Origin of the sequence: Collinsella sp. LCP19S3_B7 (genome assembly GCF_052121795.1) — a bacterium.
In the GTDB taxonomy this organism is placed as follows: Bacteria; Actinomycetota; Coriobacteriia; order Coriobacteriales; family Coriobacteriaceae; genus Collinsella.
Genome location: NZ_JBQKDO010000016.1, coordinates 12883 through 38936 on the forward strand (window position 1 = coordinate 12883; position 26054 = coordinate 38936).

21 protein-coding genes and 1 rRNA gene are annotated in these 26054 nt (G+C 58.6%); 7 read left to right on the forward strand and 15 right to left on the reverse strand.

What is annotated here, in order from left to right:
- Nucleotides 1–37 precede the first annotated feature (37 nt).
- Entirely contained in the window at nt 38–739 is a 702-nt protein-coding gene (locus ACTQW0_RS07190) for a GntR family transcriptional regulator (protein WP_427719781.1), read from the forward strand.
- 112 nt (nt 740–851) lie between these two features.
- Here the strand turns inward: ACTQW0_RS07190 and glmS are convergent, their stop codons facing one another.
- Nucleotides 852–2699: a glutamine--fructose-6-phosphate transaminase (isomerizing) gene (gene glmS / locus ACTQW0_RS07195; protein ID WP_427728812.1), complete on the reverse strand. Its 1848-nt coding sequence runs from the start codon at nt 2697–2699 to the stop codon at nt 852–854.
- Nucleotides 2700–3028: 329 nt separating this feature from the next.
- On the opposite strand from glmS, the gene ACTQW0_RS07200 reads away from it, so the two are divergent.
- Nucleotides 3029–4141: a LacI family DNA-binding transcriptional regulator gene (locus ACTQW0_RS07200; protein WP_441560479.1), complete on the forward strand. Its 1113-nt coding sequence runs from the start codon at nt 3029–3031 to the stop codon at nt 4139–4141.
- Between the two features lie 113 nt (nt 4142–4254).
- Here the strand turns inward: ACTQW0_RS07200 and ACTQW0_RS07205 are convergent, their stop codons facing one another.
- The gene (locus ACTQW0_RS07205) at nt 4255–4905 is read right to left on the reverse strand and encodes an HAD family hydrolase (RefSeq protein WP_441555001.1); all 651 of its coding nucleotides are present in this window, start codon (nt 4903–4905) and stop codon (nt 4255–4257) included.
- A gap of 167 nt (nt 4906–5072) precedes the next feature.
- Between ACTQW0_RS07205 and ACTQW0_RS07210 the strand changes: the two genes are divergently transcribed.
- Complete coding sequence (locus tag ACTQW0_RS07210) at nt 5073–5951, forward strand: hypothetical protein (RefSeq protein WP_441545596.1); 879 nt, start codon at nt 5073–5075, stop codon at nt 5949–5951.
- Between the two features lie 295 nt (nt 5952–6246).
- Here the strand turns inward: ACTQW0_RS07210 and ACTQW0_RS07215 are convergent, their stop codons facing one another.
- Both ACTQW0_RS07215 and ACTQW0_RS07220 read right to left on the reverse strand, forming a co-directional pair.
- A complete protein-coding gene (locus ACTQW0_RS07215) occupies nt 6247–7941 on the reverse strand; it encodes an ATP-binding protein (RefSeq protein ID WP_195838602.1) in 1695 nt (564 codons plus the stop codon).
- Between the two features lie 369 nt (nt 7942–8310).
- A complete protein-coding gene (locus ACTQW0_RS07220; RefSeq protein WP_117734855.1) occupies nt 8311–8961 on the reverse strand; it encodes an HAD family hydrolase in 651 nt (216 codons plus the stop codon).
- A gap of 216 nt (nt 8962–9177) precedes the next feature.
- Here ACTQW0_RS07220 and ACTQW0_RS07225 point away from each other — a divergent pair, with 216 nt between their 5' ends.
- Nucleotides 9178–10155: a DNA/RNA non-specific endonuclease gene (locus ACTQW0_RS07225; protein WP_441567551.1), complete on the forward strand. Its 978-nt coding sequence runs from the start codon at nt 9178–9180 to the stop codon at nt 10153–10155.
- Nucleotides 10156–10284: 129 nt separating this feature from the next.
- On the opposite strand, the gene ACTQW0_RS07230 is transcribed toward ACTQW0_RS07225, so the two are convergent.
- The 4 genes from ACTQW0_RS07230 to ACTQW0_RS07245 all read right to left on the reverse strand — a co-directional run bounded on the left by ACTQW0_RS07230 (nt 10285) and on the right by ACTQW0_RS07245 (nt 15112).
- Nucleotides 10285–12360 (reverse strand): elongation factor G, encoded by a 2076-nt coding sequence (locus ACTQW0_RS07230; RefSeq protein WP_154517778.1) that lies wholly within the window; start codon nt 12358–12360, stop codon nt 10285–10287.
- 297 nt (nt 12361–12657) lie between these two features.
- Nucleotides 12658–13407, reverse strand: a complete 750-nt coding sequence (locus ACTQW0_RS07235) for an amino acid ABC transporter ATP-binding protein (protein ID WP_441567553.1) — start codon at nt 13405–13407, stop codon at nt 12658–12660.
- A gap of 52 nt (nt 13408–13459) precedes the next feature.
- The gene (locus ACTQW0_RS07240; RefSeq protein ID WP_233502679.1) at nt 13460–14113 is read right to left on the reverse strand and encodes an amino acid ABC transporter permease; all 654 of its coding nucleotides are present in this window, start codon (nt 14111–14113) and stop codon (nt 13460–13462) included.
- Nucleotides 14114–14251: 138 nt separating this feature from the next.
- Nucleotides 14252–15112 carry a transporter substrate-binding domain-containing protein gene (locus ACTQW0_RS07245; protein ID WP_441567555.1) on the reverse strand — a complete coding sequence of 287 codons (861 nt, stop codon included), beginning with the start codon at nt 15110–15112 and terminating at the stop codon, nt 14252–14254.
- A gap of 349 nt (nt 15113–15461) precedes the next feature.
- Here ACTQW0_RS07245 and rlmD point away from each other — a divergent pair, with 349 nt between their 5' ends.
- Nucleotides 15462–16910, forward strand: coding sequence for a 23S rRNA (uracil(1939)-C(5))-methyltransferase RlmD (gene rlmD / locus ACTQW0_RS07250; protein WP_441567557.1), 1449 nt, complete (start codon nt 15462–15464; stop codon nt 16908–16910).
- 63 nt (nt 16911–16973) lie between these two features.
- Here rlmD and ACTQW0_RS07255 read toward each other — a convergent pair whose 3' ends face one another.
- From ACTQW0_RS07255 to tilS, 5 genes are all read right to left on the reverse strand, one after another.
- Entirely contained in the window at nt 16974–17795 is an 822-nt protein-coding gene (locus ACTQW0_RS07255; protein WP_441567559.1) for a phosphatase, read from the reverse strand.
- 165 nt (nt 17796–17960) lie between these two features.
- On the reverse strand, nt 17961–19145 hold the full coding sequence (locus ACTQW0_RS07260; RefSeq protein WP_154517761.1) for a pyridoxal phosphate-dependent aminotransferase: 1185 nt from the start codon (nt 19143–19145) through the stop codon (nt 17961–17963).
- A 185-nt stretch (nt 19146–19330) separates the two neighbouring features.
- Entirely contained in the window at nt 19331–21478 is a 2148-nt protein-coding gene (gene ftsH / locus ACTQW0_RS07265; RefSeq protein ID WP_441016580.1) for an ATP-dependent zinc metalloprotease FtsH, read from the reverse strand.
- A gap of 1 nt (nt 21479) precedes the next feature.
- The gene (gene hpt, locus ACTQW0_RS07270; RefSeq protein WP_154517754.1) at nt 21480–22028 is read right to left on the reverse strand and encodes a hypoxanthine phosphoribosyltransferase; all 549 of its coding nucleotides are present in this window, start codon (nt 22026–22028) and stop codon (nt 21480–21482) included.
- A 148-nt stretch (nt 22029–22176) separates the two neighbouring features.
- Entirely contained in the window at nt 22177–23715 is a 1539-nt protein-coding gene (gene tilS / locus ACTQW0_RS07275; RefSeq protein WP_441567561.1) for a tRNA lysidine(34) synthetase TilS, read from the reverse strand.
- 48 nt (nt 23716–23763) lie between these two features.
- Between tilS and ACTQW0_RS07280 the strand changes: the two genes are divergently transcribed.
- Entirely contained in the window at nt 23764–24573 is an 810-nt protein-coding gene (locus ACTQW0_RS07280; RefSeq protein ID WP_154517751.1) for an MBL fold metallo-hydrolase, read from the forward strand.
- A gap of 101 nt (nt 24574–24674) precedes the next feature.
- Here ACTQW0_RS07280 and ACTQW0_RS07285 read toward each other — a convergent pair whose 3' ends face one another.
- Nucleotides 24675–25106: an Hsp20 family protein gene (locus ACTQW0_RS07285; protein WP_427728790.1), complete on the reverse strand. Its 432-nt coding sequence runs from the start codon at nt 25104–25106 to the stop codon at nt 24675–24677.
- Nucleotides 25107–25380: 274 nt separating this feature from the next.
- Between ACTQW0_RS07285 and ACTQW0_RS07290 the strand changes: the two genes are divergently transcribed.
- Nucleotides 25381–25851: a hypothetical protein gene (locus tag ACTQW0_RS07290; protein ID WP_441057879.1), complete on the forward strand. Its 471-nt coding sequence runs from the start codon at nt 25381–25383 to the stop codon at nt 25849–25851.
- A gap of 112 nt (nt 25852–25963) precedes the next feature.
- Here the strand turns inward: ACTQW0_RS07290 and rrf are convergent.
- Nucleotides 25964–26054 (reverse strand): 5S ribosomal RNA (rrf, locus tag ACTQW0_RS07295); the annotation flags it as partial.

The window sequence follows — 26054 nt, forward strand, 5'->3', positions numbered from 1 at the left end:
CTGACATATGAGTGTGATAGAACAGTTGCGAGGCACTATGGAAGAATCGATGCACGTCGGCGAGCAGGAAACGAGCCTACAGGACCAGTCCTACCACACCATTCGACGCAAAATAGTCTACCTGGACTACAAGCCGGGCGAAAAGTTGGGCGTCAAGCAGCTTTGTGACGACCTAGATATGGGGCGCACCCCTGTGCGCGAGGCACTGGTGCGTCTGGCGCAAGAGGGCCTAGTGCGCACCGTGCCCCAAAGCGGCACCTATGTCTCGCCCATCAACCTCACCCTTGCCGAGAGTGCCTGCTACATTCGCGAACACCTGGAAAAGCAGGTGATTGTGGAGTGCTGCGCCCGTGCCACCTCGGTAGGCATCGAGCAGCTCGACCGAGCCATCGCGCTGCAGGAAAAAGCCATGGCCGAAGAGGACCGCATCGGCTTCTTTTTAAGCGACAACCTCATGCACCGCATGATCTTTAGCATCGCGTGCCGCAGCACCGTGTGGTCGTGGCTCGAGGCGACCAATGCCGACCTGGAGCGTTTCCGCTGGCTGCGCGCCGCTACGCAGGCGCTCGACAATCAGGAGATTGTTAACGAGCACAAGCAAATCCGCCGCGCCATCGCCGGTCGCGATCCTATCGAGGCAAGCTTTTTGGTCAGCAAGCACCTGCATATGATGTTCCGCAACCAGACCGAGGTCCTGGACCAATATCCCGAGTACTTCGAGACCAGCAAGCTCCGCTAACCTGCCAAAAAGGGACAGGTTTATTTTGGCAGGTTTTATCTGCGCAAATGCAACAAGGCCCGGCTCCGCTGCAACGAAGCCGGGCCTTAGTTGTTAGGACGTAGGAACTCGATTACTCTACTGTGACACTCTTGGCCAGGTTGCGGGGCTGGTCAACGTCGCAACCGCGCAGGATGGCAACCTCGCGGGCGAGCAGCTGCAGCGGAACGCTCGCCGTGATGGGGCTGAATACGTCACGGACGGCCGGCACGCGAATGATGCAGTCGGCGATCTTGTTGATTTCCTCGTCGCCCTCGGTAGCAACGACGATGACCTTGGCGCCGCGCGCCTTGCACTCCATGAGGTTCGACACCGTCTTGTCGTATGTTGCGCTTTTGGTTGCAACCGCGATGACGGGGAAACCCGGGTCGATCAGCGCGATAGGGCCGTGCTTCATCTCGCCGGCAGCATATGCCTCGGCATGCAGGTAGCTGACCTCCTTGAGCTTGAGCGCGCCCTCGTAGGAAATGGCGGCGCCCATGCCGCGACCCACGAACAGTGCAGACTGCGCGTCCTTGCAGACGAGCGCGGCCTCGTGCACGGCCTCGGTCTGCGTATCCAGGATCCACTGGATCTGCTCGGCCGTATCGGAAAGCTCGCGGAACAGCATGCGCGCCTGCTTGGTGGTCAGACGGTACTTAACCTGCGCCAGCAGCAGGGCCAAAAGCGTAAGGCTCACGACCTGACCGATGAAGCTCTTGGTCGAGGCAACTGCAATCTCCTTGTTGGCCTTGGTGTAGATAACGCCGTCGCTCTCGCGCGCCACCGGGCTGCCCAGCACGTTGGTGATGCCAAAGACCTTGGCGCCCTTGATGCGTGCATCGCGAATGGCGGCAAGGGTGTCGGCCGTCTCGCCCGACTGGGACACGGCCACGACAAGCGTCGTCGGCGTGATGATGGGGTTGCGATAGCGGAACTCGCTTGCCGCCTCGACCTCGGTAGGAATACGAGCCCAACCCTCAATAAGGTTCTTGGCGATAAGTCCGGCATGGTAGCTGGTGCCGCAGGCAATCACATACACGCGGTCGATATCGTTGAGCTCCTCGAGCGAAAGGCCCAGCTCGTCGATATCGAGCTCACCGGCGGGGGTCATGCGGCCCACCAGGGTATCACGCACGACGCGAGGCTGCTCATGGATCTCCTTAAGCATAAAGTCGGGATAACCGCCCTTTTCGGCCATATCCAGGTCCCAGTCGATATGGGTAAGCTTGGGCTCAATCACGTTGCCAGCCTCGTCGGTATACTCGACGCCTGCGGGCGTAAGCTTGGCAAACTGACCGTCTTCGAGCACCACGACATCGCGGGTGGCATCGATAAGCGCGATCACGTCGGAGGCAACGTAGGAGCCGGTTTCGCCGACGCCGACCACAATCGGGGAGTCCTTGCGGGCCACGGCGATCACGCCAGGCTCATCGGCAGAAACGGCGGCCAAACCATAGGCGCCCACCACGTGGGTGCAGGCCTCGCGCACAGAAGCCATCAGGTCGTGTGTCTCGGCATAGGCCTCTTCGATCAAGTGCGCAAAGACCTCGGTGTCGGTCTCGCTCTTAAAGTGATGGCCGCGGCCCTCCAGCTCCTCACGCAGCTCGGCAAAGTTCTCGATGATGCCGTTGTGGACGATGGCGATGCGACCGTCGCAGCTGGTGTGGGGATGGGCGTTGACAACGGAGGGCTTGCCGTGGGTAGCCCAGCGGGTGTGGCCGATGCCGCAGGTGGCGTCGCTGTCGACATTGGTAAGTTCGCTCTCCAGGCCCGCGACCTTGCCCACGCGGCGAATGACGTCGAGGTGAGCCGCCGTGCCCTCGCCCACCTCGAGCGCGACGCCCGAGGAGTCATAGCCGCGATATTCCATACGCTTAAGGCCCGTGACAAGGATGTTCTTTGCAATATCAGAGCCGGTGTAGCCGACAATTCCGCACATAGGATAAATCCCTTCGCTCGCGTGACTGCAAAACGTCCACGCACAAGGGGCGCTGAGACGTATAACGTTCGAGTATTGTACTCACGCAAGCGCAAGCTGATATACCAGAAGTGGTATCTCAACTTAGATACCACCCGATGCACACACGTTCAGCCGGTCCAAACCACCACAAAGGTGCCTGTCCCCTTCGTGGTAGTCGCGTTGGCAATAGCGTTTCCCCAGATAAAACCTGTCAAAATAAACCTGTCCCTAATTGGCAGGTTTTGACACCCTAGGGACGGGCGATGCTACAATCTGGCTTGTACTTGAAACGCATCAAAGGGGCCGCTATGGCAAAGGTAAAAATCAGCGACGTCGCGCGCGAGGCAGGGGTCTCGCTGGGCACGGTATCCAACGCGCTCAACCATCCCGAAAAGCTGCGCCCCGAGACCCTCAAACTCATCAACGAGACCATCAATCGCCTTGGCTACCTGCCCAACCAAAGCGCCCGCCAGCTCGCAGGAGGCACCACCAAGTCCTTTGGCCTGGTCCTCCCCCGTCTCGACCACGGCTTCTCGCTCCAAATTGCCAGCGGCGCCCATAACGAGGCCCGCAAGCACGGTTACGACCTGCTTATCGCCAACGCCGATAACGACGACATCCTCGAAGACCACTACCTGCGCTATTTTATGGGCACGCAGATGTCCGGCGTCATGGTTCAGCCCATGGCATCCCCCGATTGGCACCCCGCCATGACCAAGATGCCCGTGCCGATTGTCCATCTGGACATCCACTGTTCCGAGCCCGGTTACTACGTGGCCGCCGATAACGAGGCACAGGGGCGCATTATCGCCGAGCTCGCCATTGCCCGCGGCGCACGCCATATCACCGTTGTGGGCAGAGCGGCATTTATGCAGCTCACCCTGCGCGTGCTTGGCATTCACAAGGCCCTCGCCCTTCATCCCGACATCAAAATTGAGGTCATTGACGCCGGAGAATGGAATACCGCAGCCGACGGTTACGGCATCGGCGCCCAGATTGCCGAGCGCTCTGCTGACGAGCGTCCGGATTTTGTCATCGGCCTAACCGACGTATTGGCCTCGGGTGTTATCTCAGCGTTGATCGACAAAGGCATCTCCGTCCCCAAGCAAGTTCGCGTGGCCGGCTGCGACGGTAACCCGCTTGCATGGAGCGGCGCAGTACCGCTCACCACCGTAGCACCCCCGGGCTACGAGATTGGCCGCAAGGGTGTCCAGCTGCTCATGGAGCAGATCGAGAACACGGCGCCGACAAAAACCAAACGCGTCCGTATCGGCTCCGCCGCACGCACCGTCACCGAGGTCACAGCCGCCGAGGACATCAACCGTCAGGAACTCGTGCGGCCGTTCCTCTTAGAGCGCGCCAGTACCCAGGCGGGCAGCCAAGCCGAAGCCACCGCCATCAACCTGGGCGCGTATCTATAGCACGTCGACCAGTATGCCAAAACGCAGCTTAAGCAAAAGAGGCCCGGCCATTGCCGGACCCCTTATGCTTAAGCGTAAATGTGGGCAATTGCCCGTTTCAACGCCGCAGCTGTCTAGCGCACGGCCTTGACCGCCGCCGCAAGGTCGAACAGCGTATCGAGCACGGCCTCGCAGCCATCCACCACATTCTGCGGCAGCGGCACAATGTCGGGGACGGCAAAGACATGGCAGCCGGCCGTAATACCCGAGACGCAGCCGTTGCGTGAATCCTCGACCACGGCGCATTCCTCGGGGGCGAAGCCCGCGCGCTCGCAGGCAAGCAGATACATCTCGGGGTCGGGCTTGCCGTGCACGACGTCCTCGCCGCAGGTCACCGTCTCAAACTTGTCAAAAAGGCCGACCATCTTAAGGTTGCGCTCGGCCGTAGCGAGGCGCGACGACGTCGCTAGACCCACGTGATAGCCCGCAGCCAGCAGCTCGCCTATGCACTCGGCGGCACCGGCCTTAAGCTCCAAATCGGTCTTGACCATCTCGTCGCGAATCTCCTTGTGGCGAACATAGATCGCCTCGGTGGTTTCATGGCTGCCGTAATGCTTATCAAGGATGTCCATGACATCGGGCAGAGTGCGGCCGATAAACTGATGGATCAGCGCATCATCAATCGCGACCCCCAGCTCGGCAGCGCCCGCCTTCCATGCCTTGATGCCCAAACGCTCGGTATCGACCAGCGTTCCGTCCATGTCAAAAATTACAGTCTTGATCATATCGGTCCCCTAACCGGATTGCATTACGGCCACTCTAGCGCACTTTACAAACTTGTATATAACGTATATAGCATATTGCACTATCGTTACATAGGCAAAAGTCATATGACGAGCAGTCCGATAGGATTATAGTTTTCGACCGAGTACTCAATGGTAAGGATTGTTTTATGCTTTCAGACACTACCGCACCTGCAAAGGAGCTTCAGGACAAACTCGCGGCGCTCGAACAGCTGCTTTTGGCATACGGACGCGTCGCCATCGGCTTTTCCGGTGGCGTCGACAGCAGCTTTTTGGCCGCGGTCTGCGCCCGCATCATGCCTGCCAGCACGCTTCTCGTTCACCTCACCACGCCGCTCATCGGCACGCCCGAACAGACCTCGTTTGAGCGATCCGTTGACAGGCAAACCAATGAGGGACCGCATTTTAAGCTCCCCGTGCTCAATCTTTCGGTCGATCAGCTGCAGCTCCCCCAAGTAGCCTGCAACGACGCCAACCGTTGCTACCACTGCAAGCACGCCGGCTTTACCGCCATCGTCAACCACGCTAAGTCGCTCGGCTTTCCCACCGTCATCGATGGCAGCAATGCAAGCGATCGCGGTGACTACCGTCCCGGCATGCGCGCTGCCAAAGAGCTCGGCGTACGCTCCCCTCTTATGGAGGTCGGCTTTACCAAGGACGAAGAGCGCGAGCTGCTGCGCGCATGGGGCTATCCCGTTTGGAACCTGCCGGCGGGAGCCTGTCTTGCCACGCGCGTCCCCACAGGCGAGGAGCTTACGCACGAGAAGGTCGATTTAATCCGCGCCTGCGAGGACTACCTGCACGATCTTGGTCTGTCGCAGGTACGCGCGCGCTTGGTCGGCGGCCGCATGCGTATCGAGGCCGCTCACGCAGATGTCGCCAAAATTGCCGCCCTCGGCGGTGCTACCGTCAATGCCGAGGGCAAGACCCCGCTGCCCGCCGCCATCGAGTCCGCGCTGCGCGAGCTGGGCTGCGCCCACATCTCCCCCGAAGTCACCCCCTACATCCACGGCAATATGAACCTTTAGGTTACGCCGTTTTACAAACGGCGTAACTGCTCGGCGCTGCGCGGGCTCCGGGCACGGCAATCTGACGTTCAACTTCACGGGCGCGACCAAAAGGTCAGCGCCCGCTTGTTTCACGTCACCTTACCGCACCCGGAGCCCGCTCGCTCGCATATGCTCAACCTGCACTGCGTTAACTGACCTGCCAAAAAGGGGCAGGTTTGTTTTAGCAGGTATTATCTGGGGAAATATCACGAGGCAGTCGCCCCTCTAGCACCCATCTACTTCGAGAGACACAAGAGAGGCGACTCAGCCGCATCTACCTCTTCCGATAGCGGCGGTTGCGGCTCGTCGATGAACCCATTACTTCAATGAGTCCTTTATCCGCCATTTTTGGCAGATGGTAACGGACGGACGAAATCTTAACCCCCGATGCAACCGCTATTTCTCGCGCCGTCATATCCATTCCGGCGCTGAGAGCCTCCAGGATCCTATCCGCCGTCGAAGCTGACAATTCTCTGCTCATATCGATAATTTCAAACGTGTCTTTGCCACATTTTGACAGGACATGTTTATCGACAAGGCCCCCGCAGATCAGGCGAATGTCATCCGAATCCCACTTCAAAGCCTCTCGTATTTTTTGAACATCGCATACGCACCCATGCTCCCGCATAAACATGAGCAATGTTTCCTCGCGATGCGTCAGTTCGGTGTCCACATGGCCCTGAATCCACATGCGGTTTTCAGCAAGCTCCGCCCCGTGCCGGGAAAGCAGCACCGTAAACGAATCGGCCTTAACGATAAATTTCGGCCTGCCAAGCGAACGAGACTCCATCTCGCGAATCATAGCCGGGATGCCAGATCCCTGACTTTCCGCAACAGCCCCCTCAGCATGCTCTAACGGCGTCGCCCCCATCAGACTCATGAGCTTTGGGTTTCGGCAGCGCGATTCCCCGTCCGCAAGATTGTCCACCGTCTTTCCGCCCCAAAGCCCGCCGGGGTTTTTGATCTCTATTCTGTCTGGGTAGATATCGACGCTCACGGCCTGCCCCACAAACATGGGCGAATACTCTCGATGGATGCAGGCATTCGCCAAGGCCTCGCGCAAAACCTCCTGGGGTACTTCCCAATCTTCCCTTCTACCAGCGCCTCGCACTATCGCCGCTTTGCGCAAGTTTCGTCCGATCGCAGCGAGGGCATCTTCGATGCAAGCCGGAATCGGGCCATCGCACAACTGGCGGTCAATAAACCGGGGTTGCCCAGGAGCAGATTTTTCCACATCGGAATGAACGGCGACATCGATCATCAGCTTAGGATAGAACTGCTGGGGGTAGATTCCCGCCGACAGCAGCCCCGCGAGCTTCACAGCTCCATCCTTTGTAGTGATATTGAGTCTGGCCAGCTGCTTTTCCAGCGTATCGGCCCCGCGCAAAACGCGCGGGGTCTGCAGCCGGCGATTTGCGATAATGGACCGCACGACATCTGGATCCAAATCCTCGACTGTTGCCTCCGAAACCACCGTACCGTCTGCATCGCTCGGAAGCAACGCACTCTGTAGCTCATATAGCTCAGCGGGCGACATCTTGATATCTTTATCATCCACGCGCTTGTAGCTACCGTTCTGCACGCCGCGCGCGCCGATATAGCATGGCTTCGCTTTGAGCTCAAGTTCAAAGATGCGCACCAGAAGTACCTGGAGCCCGTCGACCTCGCCTCGATCAAGCTCATACCGTGGCGCATGGGTCACCACCGCCGCTGAGCCTCCGTCTCCGATACCCGAAACAAACTGGTCGCGCACCCTGTCGATAGCAAAGTTGGCAGAAGGAACAAATCCTTCGGCTTCGTTCAGGCCCAAAATAATGAGCCCGCCCGCAGTGTTCGCAAAAGCACTCACTGTCTCCCATACGTCTGCACTCAATTTATTCGTGCAGGCTTTAACTTCTACCGATGCGTCATCGGTCCCCCGCCTGCGAAGGCGCTCAACGATAAGGCCAAGAGGTTCATCCAACAGCATTGGCATTCCGTCTCTCTAAAACAATAGATTTATCTCTCTAAAGCTTAGTATATCTCTCTAACTTTAGAGAGATGAGCACCTTCTTTTAGAGAGAAATTTAGAGAGATGTATCGAATTCACTGCTAGATTACCTAAGGCCATCTCTCTAACCGACGTTCTCTTTAGAGAGACGTTTAGAGAGACGAGCGCATCTCTCTAACCATGGGCTCCGCTCTTTAAAGCGTACACATCCCAACCGTGCCATAAGTTGCGGCGGGCATTACCCCGCCAACCCGCCAAAAGAGGACGGGTTTATTTTGGCAGGTTTTATCTGGGAAAACGCAAGCGGGGCCACGCCGAAGCCACCGTCATCAGCCTCGGCGCATACCTTTAGCGCACGGCCCTGACCGCCGCCGTCAGATCGAACAGCGTATCGAGCACGGCCTCGCAGCCGTCCGCCACGTCCTGCGGCAACGGCACGATATCGGGAACGGCAAAGACATGGCAGCCGGCCGTGATGCCTGAGACGCAGCCGTTGCGTGAGTCCTCGACCACGGCGCATTCCTCGGGAGCAAAGCCCGCGCGATCGCAGGCGAGCAGGTAGATCTCGGGATCGGGCTTGCCGTTCAGGGTATCCTCGTTGCAGGTCACCGTCTCAAACCTATCAAAGAGGCCGACCGTCTTAAGGTTGCGCTCGGCCGCAACGCGGCGCGACGACGTCGCAAGGCCCACGTGATAGCCCGCAGCCAGCAGTTCGTCCAGGCACTCGGCGGCGCCGGCCTTAAGCTCCAGATCGGTCTTGACCATCTCGTCGAGAGCATCCCTGTAGTGGGCTTCGACCGTCTCGACGATTTCGCGGCTGCCGTAATGCTCCTCAAGGATGTCCCTGACATCAGGCATCGAGCGACCGATAAACTGATGGACCAGCGCATCATCAATCGCAATCCCCAGCTCGGCAGCGCCCACCTTCCATGCCCTCACGTCCAAACGCTCGGTATCGACCAACGTTCCGTCCATGTCAAAAATGACAGCCTTGATCATATCGGTCCCTTCATCGGCTTGCACGGCCTTCGTTACCGTCACTCTACCGCGCTTTACAGCTTGTATATAACGTATATATCATATTTGGCTTTCGCTACATGAATCAATAGCCTACCAAAAAGGGGCAGGTTTATTTTGGCAGGTTTTATCTGGGAAACGACCTGCGGCGTCTCCTGCTAGACTGGTAGATTCGCAACCGACTAACCAGGAGCCCCCATGTCGCGCAAGTCCGCCTACAAGCAAGTACTTTCCATCGGCACCGCCGTGGTGCTGGGATTTGCGCTGTTCACGGGATCACTCGACGGGGCGCCCAGACTGCTCTCGCCGCAAAGCGATGAGCAGGCGTCAGCTCTGGCCGAGAAGCAAAGCGAGAGCCCCAGCCGCACTGACGACGAGGAAGACTTGGTCGCCCGCCTCGAATCGGGAACGGCAAGCTCCACGGATTCCGAAGGCGGCCAAAGCACCGGCGATGGCTCCGAATCCACCACGACCGGCACCGTTGACGATGTCTCTTCGAACGCCACCCCCATCGACGAGGTGGAAAACCCCGATCTCGCCCGCGCCCGCGGTGTTTATCTCAGCAGTATTCCCGACTACGCCGGCAACCCCTACGTTGCCCTTCGCGCCGACAGCACGCACCCGTTGGGCACACCATCATTCACGCTCGATGAATACGAGCGCGCTACAGAAGAAGGTTGCTTTAAGAAGTTCTCCAAGCTCGACAGCCTGGGCCGCACCCGCAAAGCGCTCGCTTGCGTGGGCCCCGAATCGCTCGGTCAAGGCGAGCGCGGCGATATCTCGCGTATCCATCCCGCCGGATGGCGCCAGCAGCGCTACGACTTTATTCCGGGCCAGAGCCTCTACAATCGCTGTCACCTCATCGCCTGGTCGCTCTGCGGCGAAAACGCTAACCGCAAGAATCTCCTCACCGGCACGCGTTATCTCAACGAAACGGGTATGCTGCCATTTGAGGAGCAGATTCTCGGCTACATCCGCGAGACGGGCAACCATGTGCTCTACCGTGTCACGCCCATGTACAACGAAGAGGAACTCGTCTGCCGTGGCGTGCGTCTTGAGGCGCAAACGGTCGAGGACCACGGCAAGACCCTGTGCTTCCACGTGTACTGCTACAACCTGCAGCCGCATGTGCAGATCGACTACGCTACCGGCCGCAACCAGGCCTCGGGAGACTAGGGCCGGCCAAGCTGCCCCAAAACTTAAAATGAACCGTTTTCCTCCATCCCCCAGGGATCAAAAAGGGCCGCCCCGGATTGCCCAGAGCGGCCCTTGCATCGGCATGTATGTTACAGGCAACGCCCAACGCTACTTGGCACGGCCCTCCTCATAGCGCTCGACCAGCTTGGCCTGAACGTCATAAGGCACCTGCTCATAGCCCGCAGGCTTCATGGTAAAGTCGCCCGTGCCGCGCGTGATGGAGCGCAGACGCGTCGAGTAATCCGTCAGCTCGGCGAGAGGCGCCTGAGCGATGACCACGGTGTCTCCGCGCTCATCGGTCTCCATACCCGTCACGCGACCGCGCGAGGCCGAGATGTCGCCCATCACGGCGCCGGCGTAGCTCTCGGGAATAGTCACCGTGATTTCCTCGATGGGCTCCAGCACCACCGGGTCGGCGTCGGCGCATGCCTTGCGCAGGCCGATGCGAGCCGCCGCGCGGAACGCCATCTCGTTGGAGTCGACGCTGTGATACGAGCCGTCGTACACAGCCACGCGAATGCCCGTAAGCGGGTAGCCGGCAATGATGCCGTCCTTCATGGTCTCCTGAACGCCCTTGTCCACGGCAGGGATCAGCGAGCGCGGAATGCGGCCGCCTACGACCTCGTCCACAAACTCATAGCCGTCGCTCGTACCGTCGGGCCCAATGAGCGGCTCTACGCGCAGCCAGCAGTCACCATACTGTCCCGCGCCGCCGGTCTGCTTCTTGTGGCGGCCCTGGGCAGTTGCCGTGCGGCGAATGGTCTCGCGATACGGGATGCGAATCGGCACGCTCTTGGCCGCGACCTTGGTACGGTCCTCAAGACGATTGAGCAGGACCGAAACCTGCGCCTCGCCCACCGCCGAAATGATGGTCTGGCCGGTCTCCTCGTCGCGGTCGATGCTCATGGTCGGATCGGCCTTGCATGCCTTCTCGATAAACGTGTAGAGCTTCTCTTCGTCGCCGCGATTCTCGGCCTCGATGGCGATGCGGTACTGCGAGTTGGGGAACTTAAACGCCGCAGCCTCGACCTTGCCGGTAATCGAGAGCGTATCGCCCGTCTCGGCCGCCAGCTTGGGCGCCACGATGATATCGCCGGCATAGGCGTGACCGACCTCGGTCATGTCGCGGCCGCACATCACATACAGGTGAGCCAGACGATCGCTCTTGCGGGTGCGCGCGTTGATCAGCTCAAGGCCCGGCTCAAGCGTACCCGTCAGCACCTTGATGAAGCTGATGCGACCCTGCTGAGGATCGGCCAGGGTCTTAAACACAAACGCCACCGGGCGGTCATCATCGCTCGAAATCTTGAGCGAATCACCGTCGATGAGCGGCATCTCGCCGTAGTCCGTCGGCGCCGGGAAGTACGTGGCGATGTCGTCCATCAGCGAGTTGACGCCCTGCTCCTTAATGCAATCGCCCGCAAAGACCGGCACAAAGATGCGCTCGGCGATCGCCTTCGACAGCAGGCCTTCAAGCTCCTCCTGCGTCAGCGTCTCCTCGCCTTCCAAGTACTTCATCATCAGTTCGTCGTCAGCCTCGGACACCAGCTCGCACAGATGGTCATGGGCCTCCTCGGCCTGGGCACGATACTCCTCGGGAATCTCCGACTCAACGGCTTCGGCGCCGTTGCAATGGCGCGCCTTCATGCGCACCAGGTCGATGATACCGTCAAAGTCCTCGCCCTCGCCCCAGGGAAGGGTCACGGCGCCCAGGCGCGTGCCAAAGCGCTCCTGCAGCAGGTCCATCGTGGTCGCAAAGCTGGCCTCGGAGCGCGACAGGCGGTTTACGAACACCGCACGCGCCAGACGCAGGTCCTCGGCGGCATACCAGAGCTTAACCGTCGTAGGCTGCGGGCCGGCCTCAGCGTCGACCACAAACAGAGCCGTCTCGCAGACGCTCATCGCGGCAAAGGCGTCGCCGATAAAATCGGGGTAGCACGGGGCATCGAGCACATTAATGCGCGCACCCTTCCAGTCGATCGGCGCAATGGTCGTCGAGATGGAAAACGCACGCTTGACCTCTTCGGGGTCATAGTCGAGCGTGGGCTTGGTGCCGTCGTGGCCGCCCAGGCGGGCGGTCTTGCCGGAAAGGTGGAGCATGGCCTCGGCGAGTGAAGTCTTGCCCACCCCACCTTGGCCTACGAGCACCACGTTCCTTACGTTACCGGTCTTGGGAGCACCCATGATGACCTCCTTGCAGGGCCGCGCGCAATGCGCGACGCCAACGGGGAGAGTTCGCGGTCGATGCCGTCCCGGGAGCAGCATGGTCGGCAGCCGATCCGGCTCACCCTCCAAATGTCCTATGCCACCACCCTACCCTCGCGGGCGACTGTCCATGCACACCTTTCGGCGCACGTATGAATACGGACGGCGAGAGGAGGGGGCAAACGCCTGAGGCGGTTATTAAGCCCCATCGGCGCAAATAAAAACCGCCACAGGCCATAAGACCTGCAGCGGCTTCGCCTCAATGTCTACTTGAGCCTAGCCCTCGATACGGCTCAGGAACTCGCGCGTGCGCCGTTCGCGCGGATGGCCGATAACCTGCTCGGCAGGACCCTCCTCTACAATGCGACCGCCGTCCATAAAGACCACGCGATCGGCAACATCGCGCGCAAACTGCATCGCATGGGTCACGATCACCATCGTCATATTCTGCGCGGCAAGGTCTTTAATAACACGCAGCACCTCGGCCGTTAGCTCGGGATCGAGTGCCGAGGTCGGCTCATCGAAGAACAAGATCTCTGGATCGAGCGCCAAGGCGCGCGCAACACTCACACGTTGCTGCTGACCGCCCGAAAGCTCGCATGGCACCTTGTTCTCGTTGCCCGTAAGCCCCATCTGCGCGATCAACTCACGCGCGCGTGCTTCGACCTGCTCGCGCGGGCGCTTGAGCACGCGGATCGGAGCGTCGGTAATGTTTTTCATCACGGTATAGTGCGGGAACAAATTGTAGTTCTGAAACACCAGGCCAAAGCGCGAGCGCGCCTGCTTGGGCACATCGCCTTTCGCATACACCGTACCCGATCCCGCATCCGTCGCAACGGCTAGATCACCAAACGAAAGCGAGCCGCCGTCAAGCGTCTCGAGCAGCGTGGCGCAGCGCAACAGCGTTGACTTACCGCCGCCCGAAGGTCCGATAATCGCCACGACCTCGCCGCGCTTTACCTCGAGCGAGATATCCTTGAGCACCTCATTGCCACCAAACGCCTTGCGCGCGCTCGTTATATTCATTACCGTTCCGGACACGGGAACCTCCATGTGTTGAAAAGCACGACGGAACAGGCTAGTCGTGGTAGTAGTCAAGTCGCTTTTCGGCGGCGCCCAGCAGCATCTCGACCACAAAGTTAAAGACCCAGTAGATCAGTGCCGCAATCGCAAACGGCACCATGCTCACTTGAGAGGCAACCAGTGCCTTGGCCGTCGAGAACATCTCCCCCACGCCGATGGCAAACGCCAGCGACGTGTCCTTGACCAGCGTGATGATCTCGTTGCCCATCGCCGGCAAAATGCGCTTGGCGACCTGCGGCATCACAATGTACAAAAACGTCTGCAGGCGTGAATAGCCCAGCACCTCGGCGGCCTCATATTGACCACGCGGGATAGACTGCAAACCCGAGCGATAGATCTCGGCAAAGTAGCCGGCATAGTTGATGATGAATGCCACGACGCACGCTGTCCACTTGGAATCGGGCGTGAGCGAAATACCAAAGACATAATACGGAGCAAAGTAGATGGCAAACATCTGCAGCATGAGCGGTGTACCGCGCATGACCGAAATGTAGATGCGCGCAATCCAACGCAGCGGCGCGATTTTGCTCATGCGCATAAACGCCACGGGAATTCCCAAGGGAATCGAGCCCAACAGCGTGAGCACAAACAACTGCAAACTGACCAAGAAACCCTGGCCAAGCATCTGCATCATGACCTGAATAGACAACCCAAGCTCTCTTTCACAGCAACAGAACAGCAGGTGTTAATTGAAATAGGCACAGTGCCCAAGATTGCGAGCGACAAGCCCGACGAAGCGTACTTTGGTACGCGAGGAGGGTTGGAGCCGCAAGGTTGGGTGCTGTGGCTATTTCAAAACCCAGTTGTCGAAGGATAGACCGTAGCTCGCATACTTGTCGCACAGGTCCTTGACTGTACCGTCCTCATAGAGCGCCTTAAGCGACTCGGTCACGGCGTCGGCCGACTTGGTGTCGCCCTTTTTAAAGCCAACGGCGTAGTGCTCGCTGGACAGCGGCTTGTCAAGTTGCGTATAGGCATCGGGCTTGGCGGCAAGCTGATACTGGGCGATCGAAAGGTCGCAAGCCACCGCATCGACCGCGCCGCTCTCGAGCTGCATAAAAGCCGTGTTGTACTCGCCGATGGTATCGAGCGTGGCAAACGTCGCCGCCAGATCCTTCTGGTCACCCTCTAGCACATCCTGCGCGGCAGAATCGGTCTGGGTAATCACGGTCTTGCCGGCAAGGTCGTCCCAACTCTTGATGCCCGCATCCTTCTTGACCACCAGCACCTGCTCATTGAGCATGTACGGCTCGGAGAACGTGTAGTCGTCCTCGCGGCCCTCCATGGTAAAGCCGTTCCAGATGCAGTTGATGGCGCCCGAGTTGAGCAGCGTATCCTTGGCGTCCCAGTCGATGGCCTCGTACTTGACCTCCCAGCCCTGCTTATCGGCAACTGCCTTGGCCAAATCGAGATCAAAGCCGGTGTACTCGCCATCGTCGCCCACAAAGCCATACGGAGGATAGGACTTGTCAAAGCCCACCACGAGCTTCTTAGACTCCACAGCGCCCTTGGCGTCCTTTGCCGCAGCAGAGCCGGCAGTGGAACCCTTGTCGGCACCACCGCCGCAGCCGACAAGACCAAGGCCAAGCACCATGGCGAGCGAGCCGGCTAGACCAACAAACTGACGACGAGACATATCGGTATTCATGGTATTCCCCCTTGATGGCACTTTAGTTAAGTAAAGTGATTCATGTAACGCCCAGAATCATACACTTTACCTTGATAGAGTACAAGGGAGAAGTTGCCCGGCGCGGGCGGGGAGCGGCGCGTAATTAAGTTTCCTGCTCTACAGTCCTGCGCAAGACGGAAAGCACATTAAGTGCTTTCCTTTGCGTGCGGAACTCGCGATAAACTTAATTACGCGCCGCTCCCCGCCCGCGCCGGGCAAACGTCGTTGGACTTATCACTAACGTGAAGTGGACGCTTGTATATCGTCTGCTAGCTTGGCACGGTACAATGCTTTCAGATTTCAATTTATAAATTAGTGGGGTTACTTCATGGCAGAATCTCGTGCGGAGCGTAAGGCTCGTCGTGCTTTGATCGAGGCGGCTGAGGGGTCGGAGGAGAAAAAATCTTCCAAGAAATCCAAGTCGTCTCAGGATGCGAAGGGCAGGCCAGCCAAAGGCAAGGCTAAGGCCAAGCGTCCCAGCCCTCGTCGGGGCGAGGATAAGGCGCCTCAAGCTCGTTCCAAGCGCTCGCATAATGAGTCGTCCCGTTCCGCTCATAAGGCCGTTGATCCCAAGTCGCCCTGTTCCATCATGAAAGCTTGCGGTGGATGCACGGCGCTCAACAGGCCTTATAAGAAGCAGCTGGCGGCCAAGCAGGCTGCTATGGATGAACTTTTTGCTGCTCTTTGCGAGCGTGAGGGCATAACCGTCGATCCCATTCGCGGTATGGACGTTACTCTGGGCGACCCGGGCAAATATCCTGCGCCGCGTGGTTTTCGCCATAAGGCCGCCACTCCCTTTGCCCCCGGCAAAGGGAGCGCTGTCCGCTGCGGCTTTTTTGAGCGCGGCACGCACAGAATCGTCGCTGTTCCCGAATGCCCCGTCGAGGCACCGGGAGCCCGTCAGATTCTTAACGGCATTGCGCGTGAGGCCGAGCGCCTGCACATTCCCGCCTTTAACGAGGACAAGCATCTGGGCCTGCTTCGCTATGCCGTCGTTCGCTGCGGCTGGCGCACCAACCAGATCATGATCACCCTCGTTACCGCCCAGCGCGACCTGCCGCATGCGCAGGAATTCTTTGAGGCCATCGCCGCACTCGATCCGCGTATCGTCACCGTCGCCCAAAACATCAACGGACGCCCTGGTAACGCCATCCTGGGTGAGGAAACCCACATCGTGTATGGCGCTGAATGCATGCGCGACCAGCTACTCGGCTGCGAGTTCGATATCTCCCCCACCGCGTTCTACCAGACCAACCCGCAGCAGACCGAGCTGCTCTACCAGCTCGCTATCGACGGCATGGATCTGCACCAGGGCGATATTCTCATGGATGCCTACTGCGGCAGCGGCACCATCGGTCTTTGCGCAGCTAAAGAAGCTCAGAACAAGGGCATCGGCATCATGTTACTTGGCGTGGAGCGCAACCCGGCGGGCATTGCCGACGCACGCCGCAACGCCGAGCTCAACGGTCTTACCCGCAGCGCCTGGTTTATGGCCGACGATGCCACCGACTACATCCCAGATGCCGCCGACAACAACGAGCGCATCGACGTCCTTTCCATCGATCCGCCGCGTGCCGGCTCTACCCCCGAGTTCCTCGAAGCCGCCTGCGCGCTTAGACCTCGCCGCATCACCTATATCAGCTGCAATCCCGTGACCCAAGAGCGTGACCTGCACCAGCTCCTCGACGGTGGTTATCGCCTGCTCAAGATCACGCCCGTCGACATGTTCCCCCATACCGACCACACCGAAACTGTAGCGGTCCTCGAGCGCCGCTAATCCACCGGTACAAGAAGGGGGCGACCCGTCTGGACCGCCCCCTTACTTGGTTTATGAACTCCGCTACATCCTCTTGCGCAGGTCACACACGCCGGCTGCCGCCATCTCGCGCAGTAGCGTCTCGCGGTCGCGCGTCACGATCAAATCCAGCGGAAAGTGAATCTCGTCGAGCATCTTGCGCGCTTGGTCGAGCTTACCAATTGCCATACCAATGTGCGCATCGGTCGAGACGCCAATTCCCACGCCCAGCTCGGCGCACCGCTCGGCGATTCTGCGGCACACGTCCCAATGCTCGGCATCCGCGCCATGCTCAAGACTGTGATTGTTGATCTCGATGATCTTATGCTTAGCCTTAGCAGCAAGCAACACCTCGTCGATATCGAACGGCACGCCCGATCGACCCGTATGCCCCAGCATAAACACCTTGGGGTGCTCCAGAGCATTGATATACATCTCGGTCGTCTGGGCCAGCGTCGCGCCTTCAGCGAACTGCGGATTATGCACGCTTGCAACCAAATAATCCAAATTACGCGTAACCCGATCGAACAGCGAATGCTGACGGCTGTACGAATCGCCGGCAATATCGAGCGTGACAGGAGTGTCCTCACCAAACAGACTTCCGTCCAGCGAAACGATATCGGCCTCGGCGCCACGCAGCACCAACACGCCGCTCCAAATGCGCGGCCATATATCCTGGTTGATAAAGAACTGGTAACTGCGCAGGTCATTGGGGCAAGCCGTAACCATAGAGCTCAGATGGTCGGCAGATCCAAGCACCTGCAGGCCACGCTCTGCCGCCCAGTACACATTCTCCTCAATGGTCGAATATGCATGCGCAGAGAACATCGTATGGGTATGAATGTCACAGGAAAGCAGGTAGGGCATCAGGTCTCCTTATCTGGTATGGCCGTCGCGTATATTCATTGTACGCATAGCCTTCGATAGTCGTAAAACCGCTCCATCCCAAAGACACAACGTCCATGACAACGGGGTCCGGTTTAACACCAAACCCCGTTTCACGTAAAACATTGTAGGCAGAGCGCTCTGCTTTTAACGATACTCGTCCGCCAACTGTTTCCAAGCGGGTAGCGAATTGATAATCGTTTCGTAACTCACGCAATAACCCAAGCGGAACCAACCCGGCATGCCAAAGCTATCCGAAGGCACCGCGAGCAACTCGTACTTCTTTGCACGCTCGCAAAAAGCGTTTGCGTCGGGCTCGAGCGCCTTCACCCACAGATAGAAAGCGCCGTCCGGCTCAACGTAGGTGTAGCCGTACTCCGCCAATGCGTCGGTGAGCGCCGTTCGGTTGCGAGCATAGGCTTCGACATCACTCGGCTCATCGATGCAATCGATAATCACGCGCTGGAAGAGCGCCGGTGCGCACACAAAACCCAGTGTACGGGCGGCACCGGCGACGGCCGGCATAAGGCGAGCAGCCTGCGGATTGGTGTTGGGAACCAAAATCCAACCCACACGCTCACCCGGCAGCGACAGCGACTTGGAATACGAATAGCACACGACGGTGTTCTCGTAGATTGAGGGTACCCAGGGCACCTCGGCACCGTACACGATCTCGCGGTACGGCTCATCCGAGATGAGCATAATCGGATTCTCGGGATCACGCTTGGCATTGACCTCGCGCAGAACATTGGCCAGTCGCGTCAGCGTGTCGCGCGTATATACGGCACCGGTCGGGTTGTTGGGCGAGTCGATAATGACGGCCGCCGTCTTATCAGTAATCGCCTTGAGCACGTTGCCCACGCTCAGCTGGAACGTGTCTTCATCGGCGGGTGCCTCGACACACGTACAGCCGGCCTTCTCAATCCACACGCGGTACTCCGGAAAGTACGGGGCGATAACAATGACCTCGTCACCGGGATTGGTAACAGCGTTGAGCGTGCAGGTGAGCGAAGCCGCCGCACCCACGGTCATAAAGACATCTTTACCCTCATAGCTCGTGCCAAAACGACGGTTAAGCGACTCGGCCACAGCGACACGACATTGCGGCAGGCCTGGTGCGGGCGTGTATCCGTGCAGTTGGTCGCTCGGCAGCTCCAAGGCCTTTTTGATGGACTCCGCCACGGCAGCGGGCGCCGGAACACTCGGGTTGCCCAGCGAAAAATCGAATACGTTCTCCGCACCGATCTGTGCCTTGCGTTCAAGTCCATAGCTAAAGATCTCGCGGATGATAGAGCTTTCCGCGCCGCGAGCAAACATGGTTTCGTTGATCATCTGTTCCCCTTTCGCATAGGCGGTATTGTACGCTTTAGTCAAGCAAAGTACCGCAGCAATGTTAATTGGGGACAGACTTAAATGCGTGAAAACGCTCATTTAAGTCTGTCCCCAATCAACAGATGGCCCCATATCGCTCAAAAAAGCCTCCGCAGGTTTCCCCGCGGAGGCTCTCGCGACAAAGACTACTCGTCGGCCTCGGTGTCGCCATCGGCCTTTTTTGTGTCAGCAGCCTCGACATCGTCAGCGCTATCGGATGCGACTTCGGCATCCTCCTGCATGGCCGCCTGCGCAAAAGCTGCGGCATCAGCTGCCAGCTCCTCCTCGCTCATACGAGGCGTGCGCTTTTTGGTCGGCACGCCGCCCGCCTTGGCGTTGCGCTCCTCCTTGGCTGCCAGAATGTCGCCCTCGCGCTCAAGGTAGGCATCCCAATCGTTGTCGAGCAGGGCGTTCACGGCGTCGCCTTCGACGGTCTCGCGCTCAAGCAGCACCTTCGCCATCAGATCGAGCTGATCGCGACGGGCATCCAAAATCTCAACAGCACGGCGATGGGCCTCACGCATGATGCGCTGAACCTCGATATCGATGCGGCGCGCCGTCTCCTCGGAGTAATCCTGGTGATCGGCATAATCGCGACCAAGGAACACCTGATGCTGCGCCTCGCCAAACACTTGCGTGCCCAGCTCCTCGCTCATGCCCAAACGCGTAACCATCTCGCGCGCCATCTTGGTCGCGCGCTCCAGATCGTTGCTCGCGCCCGATGTAATGTCATCGCACATGAGCTCCTCGGCAACGCGGCCGCCCAAGAACACGGCAAGCTCGTCGAGCATCTCGTTCTTGGTCTTGAGGAAGTGATCCTCCTGCGGAAGCTGCAGCGTATAGCCCAGAGCCTGACCGCGGCTGACAATCGAAATCTTGTGAACCGGATCGGAGTGCTCCAGGATGTGACCCACCAGAGCATGACCGCTCTCGTGGTAGGCAATCGTGGTGCGCTCGGCTTCGGTCATCACGCGCCCCTTGCGCTGCGGTCCTGCAATCACGCGCTCCATCGATTCTTCGACCTCGTCCATCGAGATCACGGAGCGATGACGGCGAGCGGCAAGCAGCGCGGACTCGTTGAGCAGGTTTGCCAGATCGGCACCGGTAAAGCCAACGGTCATCTGGGCGAGCTTCTCAAACTTAACGTCCTCATCCATTGGCTTGTTCTCGGCATGCACGCGCAAGATCTGCTCGCGCCCCTTCACATCCGGGCGGTCGACCGTAACCTGGCGGTCAAAACGACCGGGGCGCAGCAATGCCGGATCCAGAATATCGGGGCGGTTGGTCGCGGCGATCAGGATGACCGATTCGCTTTCCTCAAAACCGTCCATTTCGACCAGCAGCTGGTTGAGCGTCTGCTCGCGCTCGTCGTGACCGCCGCCCAGACCGGCTCCGCGCTGACGTCCCACGGCATCGATCTCGTCAATGAAGATGATCGACGGAGCCTGAGACTTGGCCTCCTTAAAGAGGTCGCGCACGCGGCTGGCGCCGACGCCCACGAACATCTCGACAAAGTCAGAGCCCGAGATGCTAAAGAACGGGACACCGGCCTCTCCGGCAACGGCCTTGGCCAGTAACGTCTTACCGGTACCCGGAGGGCCCACCAGCAAAACGCCGCGCGGGATCTTGGCACCCAGCTTGCGATAACGGTCCGGATCGCTCAAGAAATCGCGAATCTCTTCGAGCTCCTCAACAGCCTCGTCCACGCCGGCAACGTCTTCGAACTTGACCTTGGGACGCGTAGCCTCGTTGGTCTTGGCGTTGGTCTTGCCAAACTGCATGTTCCTATTATTGGCGCCCATCATCTGGCGCATAAAGTAGAACATGATGGCGATCAGGGCAATCGTCGGCAGTACGCTCATCGCCAAGTCGCCCCAAAAATCGGGGTCGTTGGTGTTGACGATGTACTTAGTGTCGGGATGCTCCGCCATGAGCTCGGCAAGCGAATCGGAGCCGACATAGCTCGAGGAAAAGCTCTTGAGCTCACTCGTGTCGCCCTTGTCCTTTTTCGCCTTCCAGTAATGACCCGTCACGCTTCCGTCCTGAACCGTATAGGTCAGATCTTCGACGCGATCCTGCTTGATGGCGCTCACCATCTCGCTCGTCGCGAGCTTAACGGTATTGCTGGAGCTGGCAAAGCCGGAGCCCATATTAAAGAAGGCGTAGCCCAGAAGTGCGCAAGCCAAAAGAAAATACAGCCAGCCCGTACGTGTGGGTTTCTTGCCTCCGGGCATCCCCGGAATCTTAGGGTCCCGGGGTGTCTGGGAATTGTAGTCGTTACGGTCGTCGGGCATCTTACGAATAAACCTCCGGTTTCAAAATGCCCAGATACGGAAGGTTACGATAGCGCTCGGCATAGTCGAGGCCGTAGCCCACCACAAAGGCATCGGGGCAATGGGTTCCAACATACTTGGGCGTAATGGCCGAGATGCGATCCTCAACGTCCTTCCACAGGAAGGCGGCGACCTCCAGAGAAGCGGGCTTGCGGCTCTCAAGGTTCTTCATCAGATACTTGAGCGTCAGGCCCGAGTCCAGAATGTCTTCAACGATCAGCACGTCACGACCGCGGATATCGATATCAAGGTCTTTAATGATACGCACGATGCCCGAGGACTTCACACCGTCGCCATAGCTCGAAACGGCCATGAAATCGATATTGGTCGGCAGCTCGATCTTGCGCATCAGGTCGCCCATAAAGACCACGGCGCCGCGCAAGACCGCAATCAGCACCAGATCCTTACCCGCGTAGTCGCGCGTAATCTCCTCGCCCAGGCGAGAGACGATACCGTCGATATCCTCCTGCGTAAACAGAACCTTCTCGATATCCGGATGTTGAGAAGCCATGACAACCCTTTCTCGTGCTTAATCGCCCACACACCGCCGTATGGACGCGAACTACACATTCTAGCAGCGCACGGGGTATATTTTCCAGCCCGTGCACCATCAGCGCGGGAATACCGTCAACGCCGCACAGAAAAACTGGTGCGAGGGGCTAATCCGCGTCAACCACGCGAAGCAGATAGGCCACACGCGTCGCCGCCGTGCACTTAAAGCGTTCGTCCGCGCGAACTCCGGCAACCCACACCACGACACCCCCCGGTGCCGTCCTTACCATGGGCACGCCGGTGCGCTCGGAAACGGGAATACGAGCCTCGCACAACAAGTCGGACACCTTCTTGCTTCGGCCACTCATGCCTAACGGGCACATCACGTCTCCCGGCGCGGGACCGTCCACCCACAGGCGCGCCAATCGCGCCTCGGCAGGAACCTCGCCGCGCGAGCCCGCCAAGATCCGCTCGCTATCGCTGTTGGCAAAACCCAGGGCGGCCGCGTCCACCAAAGCTGCCACTTCCCCAGCAGCCGCAAACTCACGGGCGCGGCGCACGATATCGCATCCCGGCTCAACGGCTATCGCTTCTGTGACCAGCATACGTCCCCCGCCCAACGACATACGGCCGGGTATGGTAATCCAGTCCGCAACCAAGCCCTCACGAGCCGCCGGTGCCTTAAACGCCAGCATGCCAAACTCAACACGTGCGTCAATCCCCGCCGGAAGCGTAACCGAACCCGCACCCTCGGCAACACAGGAGAGGACTCGCTCCACATGGCGCATCTCTGGGCGAGCGTCCGGATCGATGCGTTTAATCGCCAGTCGCACGATGCGCCGCGCGATTACCACCTCGGCCGCAGCAAGGCGTCTGGCATCGAGCACCAGCGCGCCCGCTGCCTCTTTGCGCAGGCAGCTTCGAAACGCCTGTGCCGACAACTGGGATAGAAACGCATCCTCATCACCCAAGATCTCACAGGCGGCACCAATCGTCTTGCACACGCTCGCATTACGCTGCGCCAGCACTGGCATTACCCGGTGGCGAACGTAGTTTCGCAGATACGAGATATCTTCGTTGGTCTCGTCCTCGCGCCACGGCTGACCATGCACCTGCAGATAGCCCACAAGCTCGCCATGAGTTAGGTCGAGCAAGGGGCGTACCACAATATTCCTTCGGCGGGGAATGCTCGAGAGCCCAGCAGGGCCCGACCCCTTAATGGCGTTCATCAAAAATGTTTCCGCGCGGTCTGAAGAGGTATGGGCAGTACAGATGCGCGCCGCCGTTCTCGGCGCCCCCATCTTGGCACAAAGCTCACGAACATACCTTCGCGCCGCGGCATAACGCACCTCGCGCGCAGCCGCCTCGATATTGCCCGACTCCCCATCAAAATAGGCGTGCTCCACACACAGCGGCAAGCCATATTGTGCGCAGAGCTCGCGCACAAAGGCCTCGTCGCCGTCGGACGCCTTGCCTCGCAGGTGATGGTTTACATGAAGCACATGTAGGCGCTCGCGAGCAATGGAGGCAACGCCGCGTCCATCTTGGATATCCAGCTTTGATGTGCACGCCATAAGAAGCAGTGCCGTCGAGTCCGCACCGCCTGATACCATGAGCACCACAGGAGCAGCCTGCTGCCTCGTCCGGGTCTCATCGACTGCCCCGGGTACGGCATGGTGTCCGTAATGCTGTGATACCGTTGGCATTCGCTTCCTCCTCTATTCGTCAGCACTCATTGTATCCTTTGGAATCTTATGTCTCGCCTGCACCTTCATATCCTCGGCAGCGGCTCTAAAGGCAACTGCGCACTCATCGAGGGCCCGCAGGGGCTCATTATGGTCGATGACGGACTGTCCCGCCGCGAAACACTCAAACGCATGGCTGAGCTCGGCCTTTCGGCAGACGACGTGTCCGCCCTTGTTGTCACCCATGAGCACAGCGACCACATTAAGGGGCTTGAGGTGTGGTGTAAACATTGGAACGGACCGGTCTTTTCCAGCAGGGGCACGCTCGCATCAAAGGAAAGCCTCGCACATCTGTCTGTTGAGGAATTCGACCCAGGTGACGCCCTCTCTATTGCCGGGGTCCACATTCAAACGTATTCGACATCGCACGACGTCGTCAATCCTGTCGGCTACCGTTTTGATGCCCAGGGTGATTCGGTTGGCTTTGCCACCGACACCGGCGAGTTGTCGAAGCATGCCATCGATACGCTCAAGGACTGTCGCATTCTCGCGCTCGAAAGCAACCACGATGTAGCCATGCTGCGTCAAGGAGACTATCCTCGCTTTCTTCAGGAGCGCATCCTGTCTGCAAAAGGGCATCTCTCCAACGATCAGGCCGCCGATGCCGCACGCGCGCTGGTAACCGATCGCACCGAGCAGCTTATCGCGATGCACATTAGCCAAGACAACAATCGCCCAAGCCTTACCGTCAAAAGCTACGCAAGCTCACTTGGGGCAACACTCGACAACGAGCTTGGTAGCACCGCCACCCGCGTTGAGGGGCCACATAAACTCACAATACGTCCCGCCGGGCAATATCGGCCCATGACCATTCAGTAGGCCGTCTCAAATATTCAGTAGGCTGTCTCAAATAGAAAAGGGGGCCGGGAATCGCTTCCCAGCCCCCTTAGCTCAGGCACCGATGTTAATGGCCGATAACGTTAGTCGATGAAAATCTTCGTAACGTTCTTCTTCTCGACAATCTTAGGAACCGTAACGGTAAGGATGCCGTCAGCATACTTTGCAGAAAGGCCCTCGCTCGAAGCATCCTTCAGGTACACACCGCGCGTCGCGCTGTAAGAGCAAAACTCCTTCTGCAGGTAGTTCTTGTCCTTATTCTCTTCGCTCTCCTCAACATTCACGCTAATGGAAAGACGACCCTCATTAAGCTCAACGTCGATGTCGTCCTTCGCGACGCCGGTCAAATAAGCCTTGACCTCGTAACCGTCGCCCTTGTCCTCAACATCAACGGGAAACGCCTTGGAGGCGATCGAGTTGTTTGCCAGATCGGTCATATCATCAAACAGATCGAACAACGAGCTAGCAGAGGGACGAACACCAAAAACCGAACGATAAGGAACCATGCTTGCCATGACTACCACTCCTTTAAGGGACTGCCGAGCCATCTTCTAGGTGGCAGGGACTTCTTTTGACGCTTTAATATATGCCCATCCATTTCTTATATATACATTTTGATATAAAGTTTTTTGAGTCTCTATCTATAAGCATATCTAAGTCTGTGTGACTAAGGTTTAATGAGCTCAAGGTTCTTTGAACCGTGCCTTAAATACCAAATGTGCCCTGGCTAAACAAAGCTGGGGCTTACAATGAGCGTATACACAATATTAATGACAACCTAAGGGCATCATGGACGATCAAGCCTCCGACAATTCGTATGATCAGATGCAGAACGATAAATCAACCTATCCGCAGACCATACGCTACCATCGTCCCCATATTTCCCAAGAGCCTATTGACGATACAGAGCCTGAATATGTAACTCGCAATCGTTATCAAACCCTTGAAGAATCTCAATCACGTCGCAAACACATGGGCGTCGCCCCGAGCGAATCGGCGTATCTCAAAGATGCCCCCTTATCCAAAAACAGCGCATGCAACCAGGAGCAGGCCCAAACACCCGCTAAGCAACAACGTAGAGAGCCTCGCCCTAAGCAGACCCTAACGCATTCTGCCCGCTATTTAGAGACGCCGAAGCAAGGAAAATCGATATTTATATCGTCTAACAGACGACGCAAACAGCACCGGCTCCAAATCGCGCTCTTGATCATTGCCATCGCGGCAATCGCGCTGGTCATTCGTTTTATTTTCTTCAAATAGAAAAGACAATTAAGCCGTAGGGGCTTTAAGCTTACAACGCCCAAACGAAAAAGGGGGAGGCCGCGAGGCCTCCCCCTTCTCGATTCTCGATGACGGCTCGGTGCCGTCCACCGGTCAGCGGCGCCCTGGCCTCCCACGGGCTGGCCCCGCAGTACTCTCGGCGCGATGGGGCTTAGCTTCCGGGTTCGGAACGGGACCGGGCG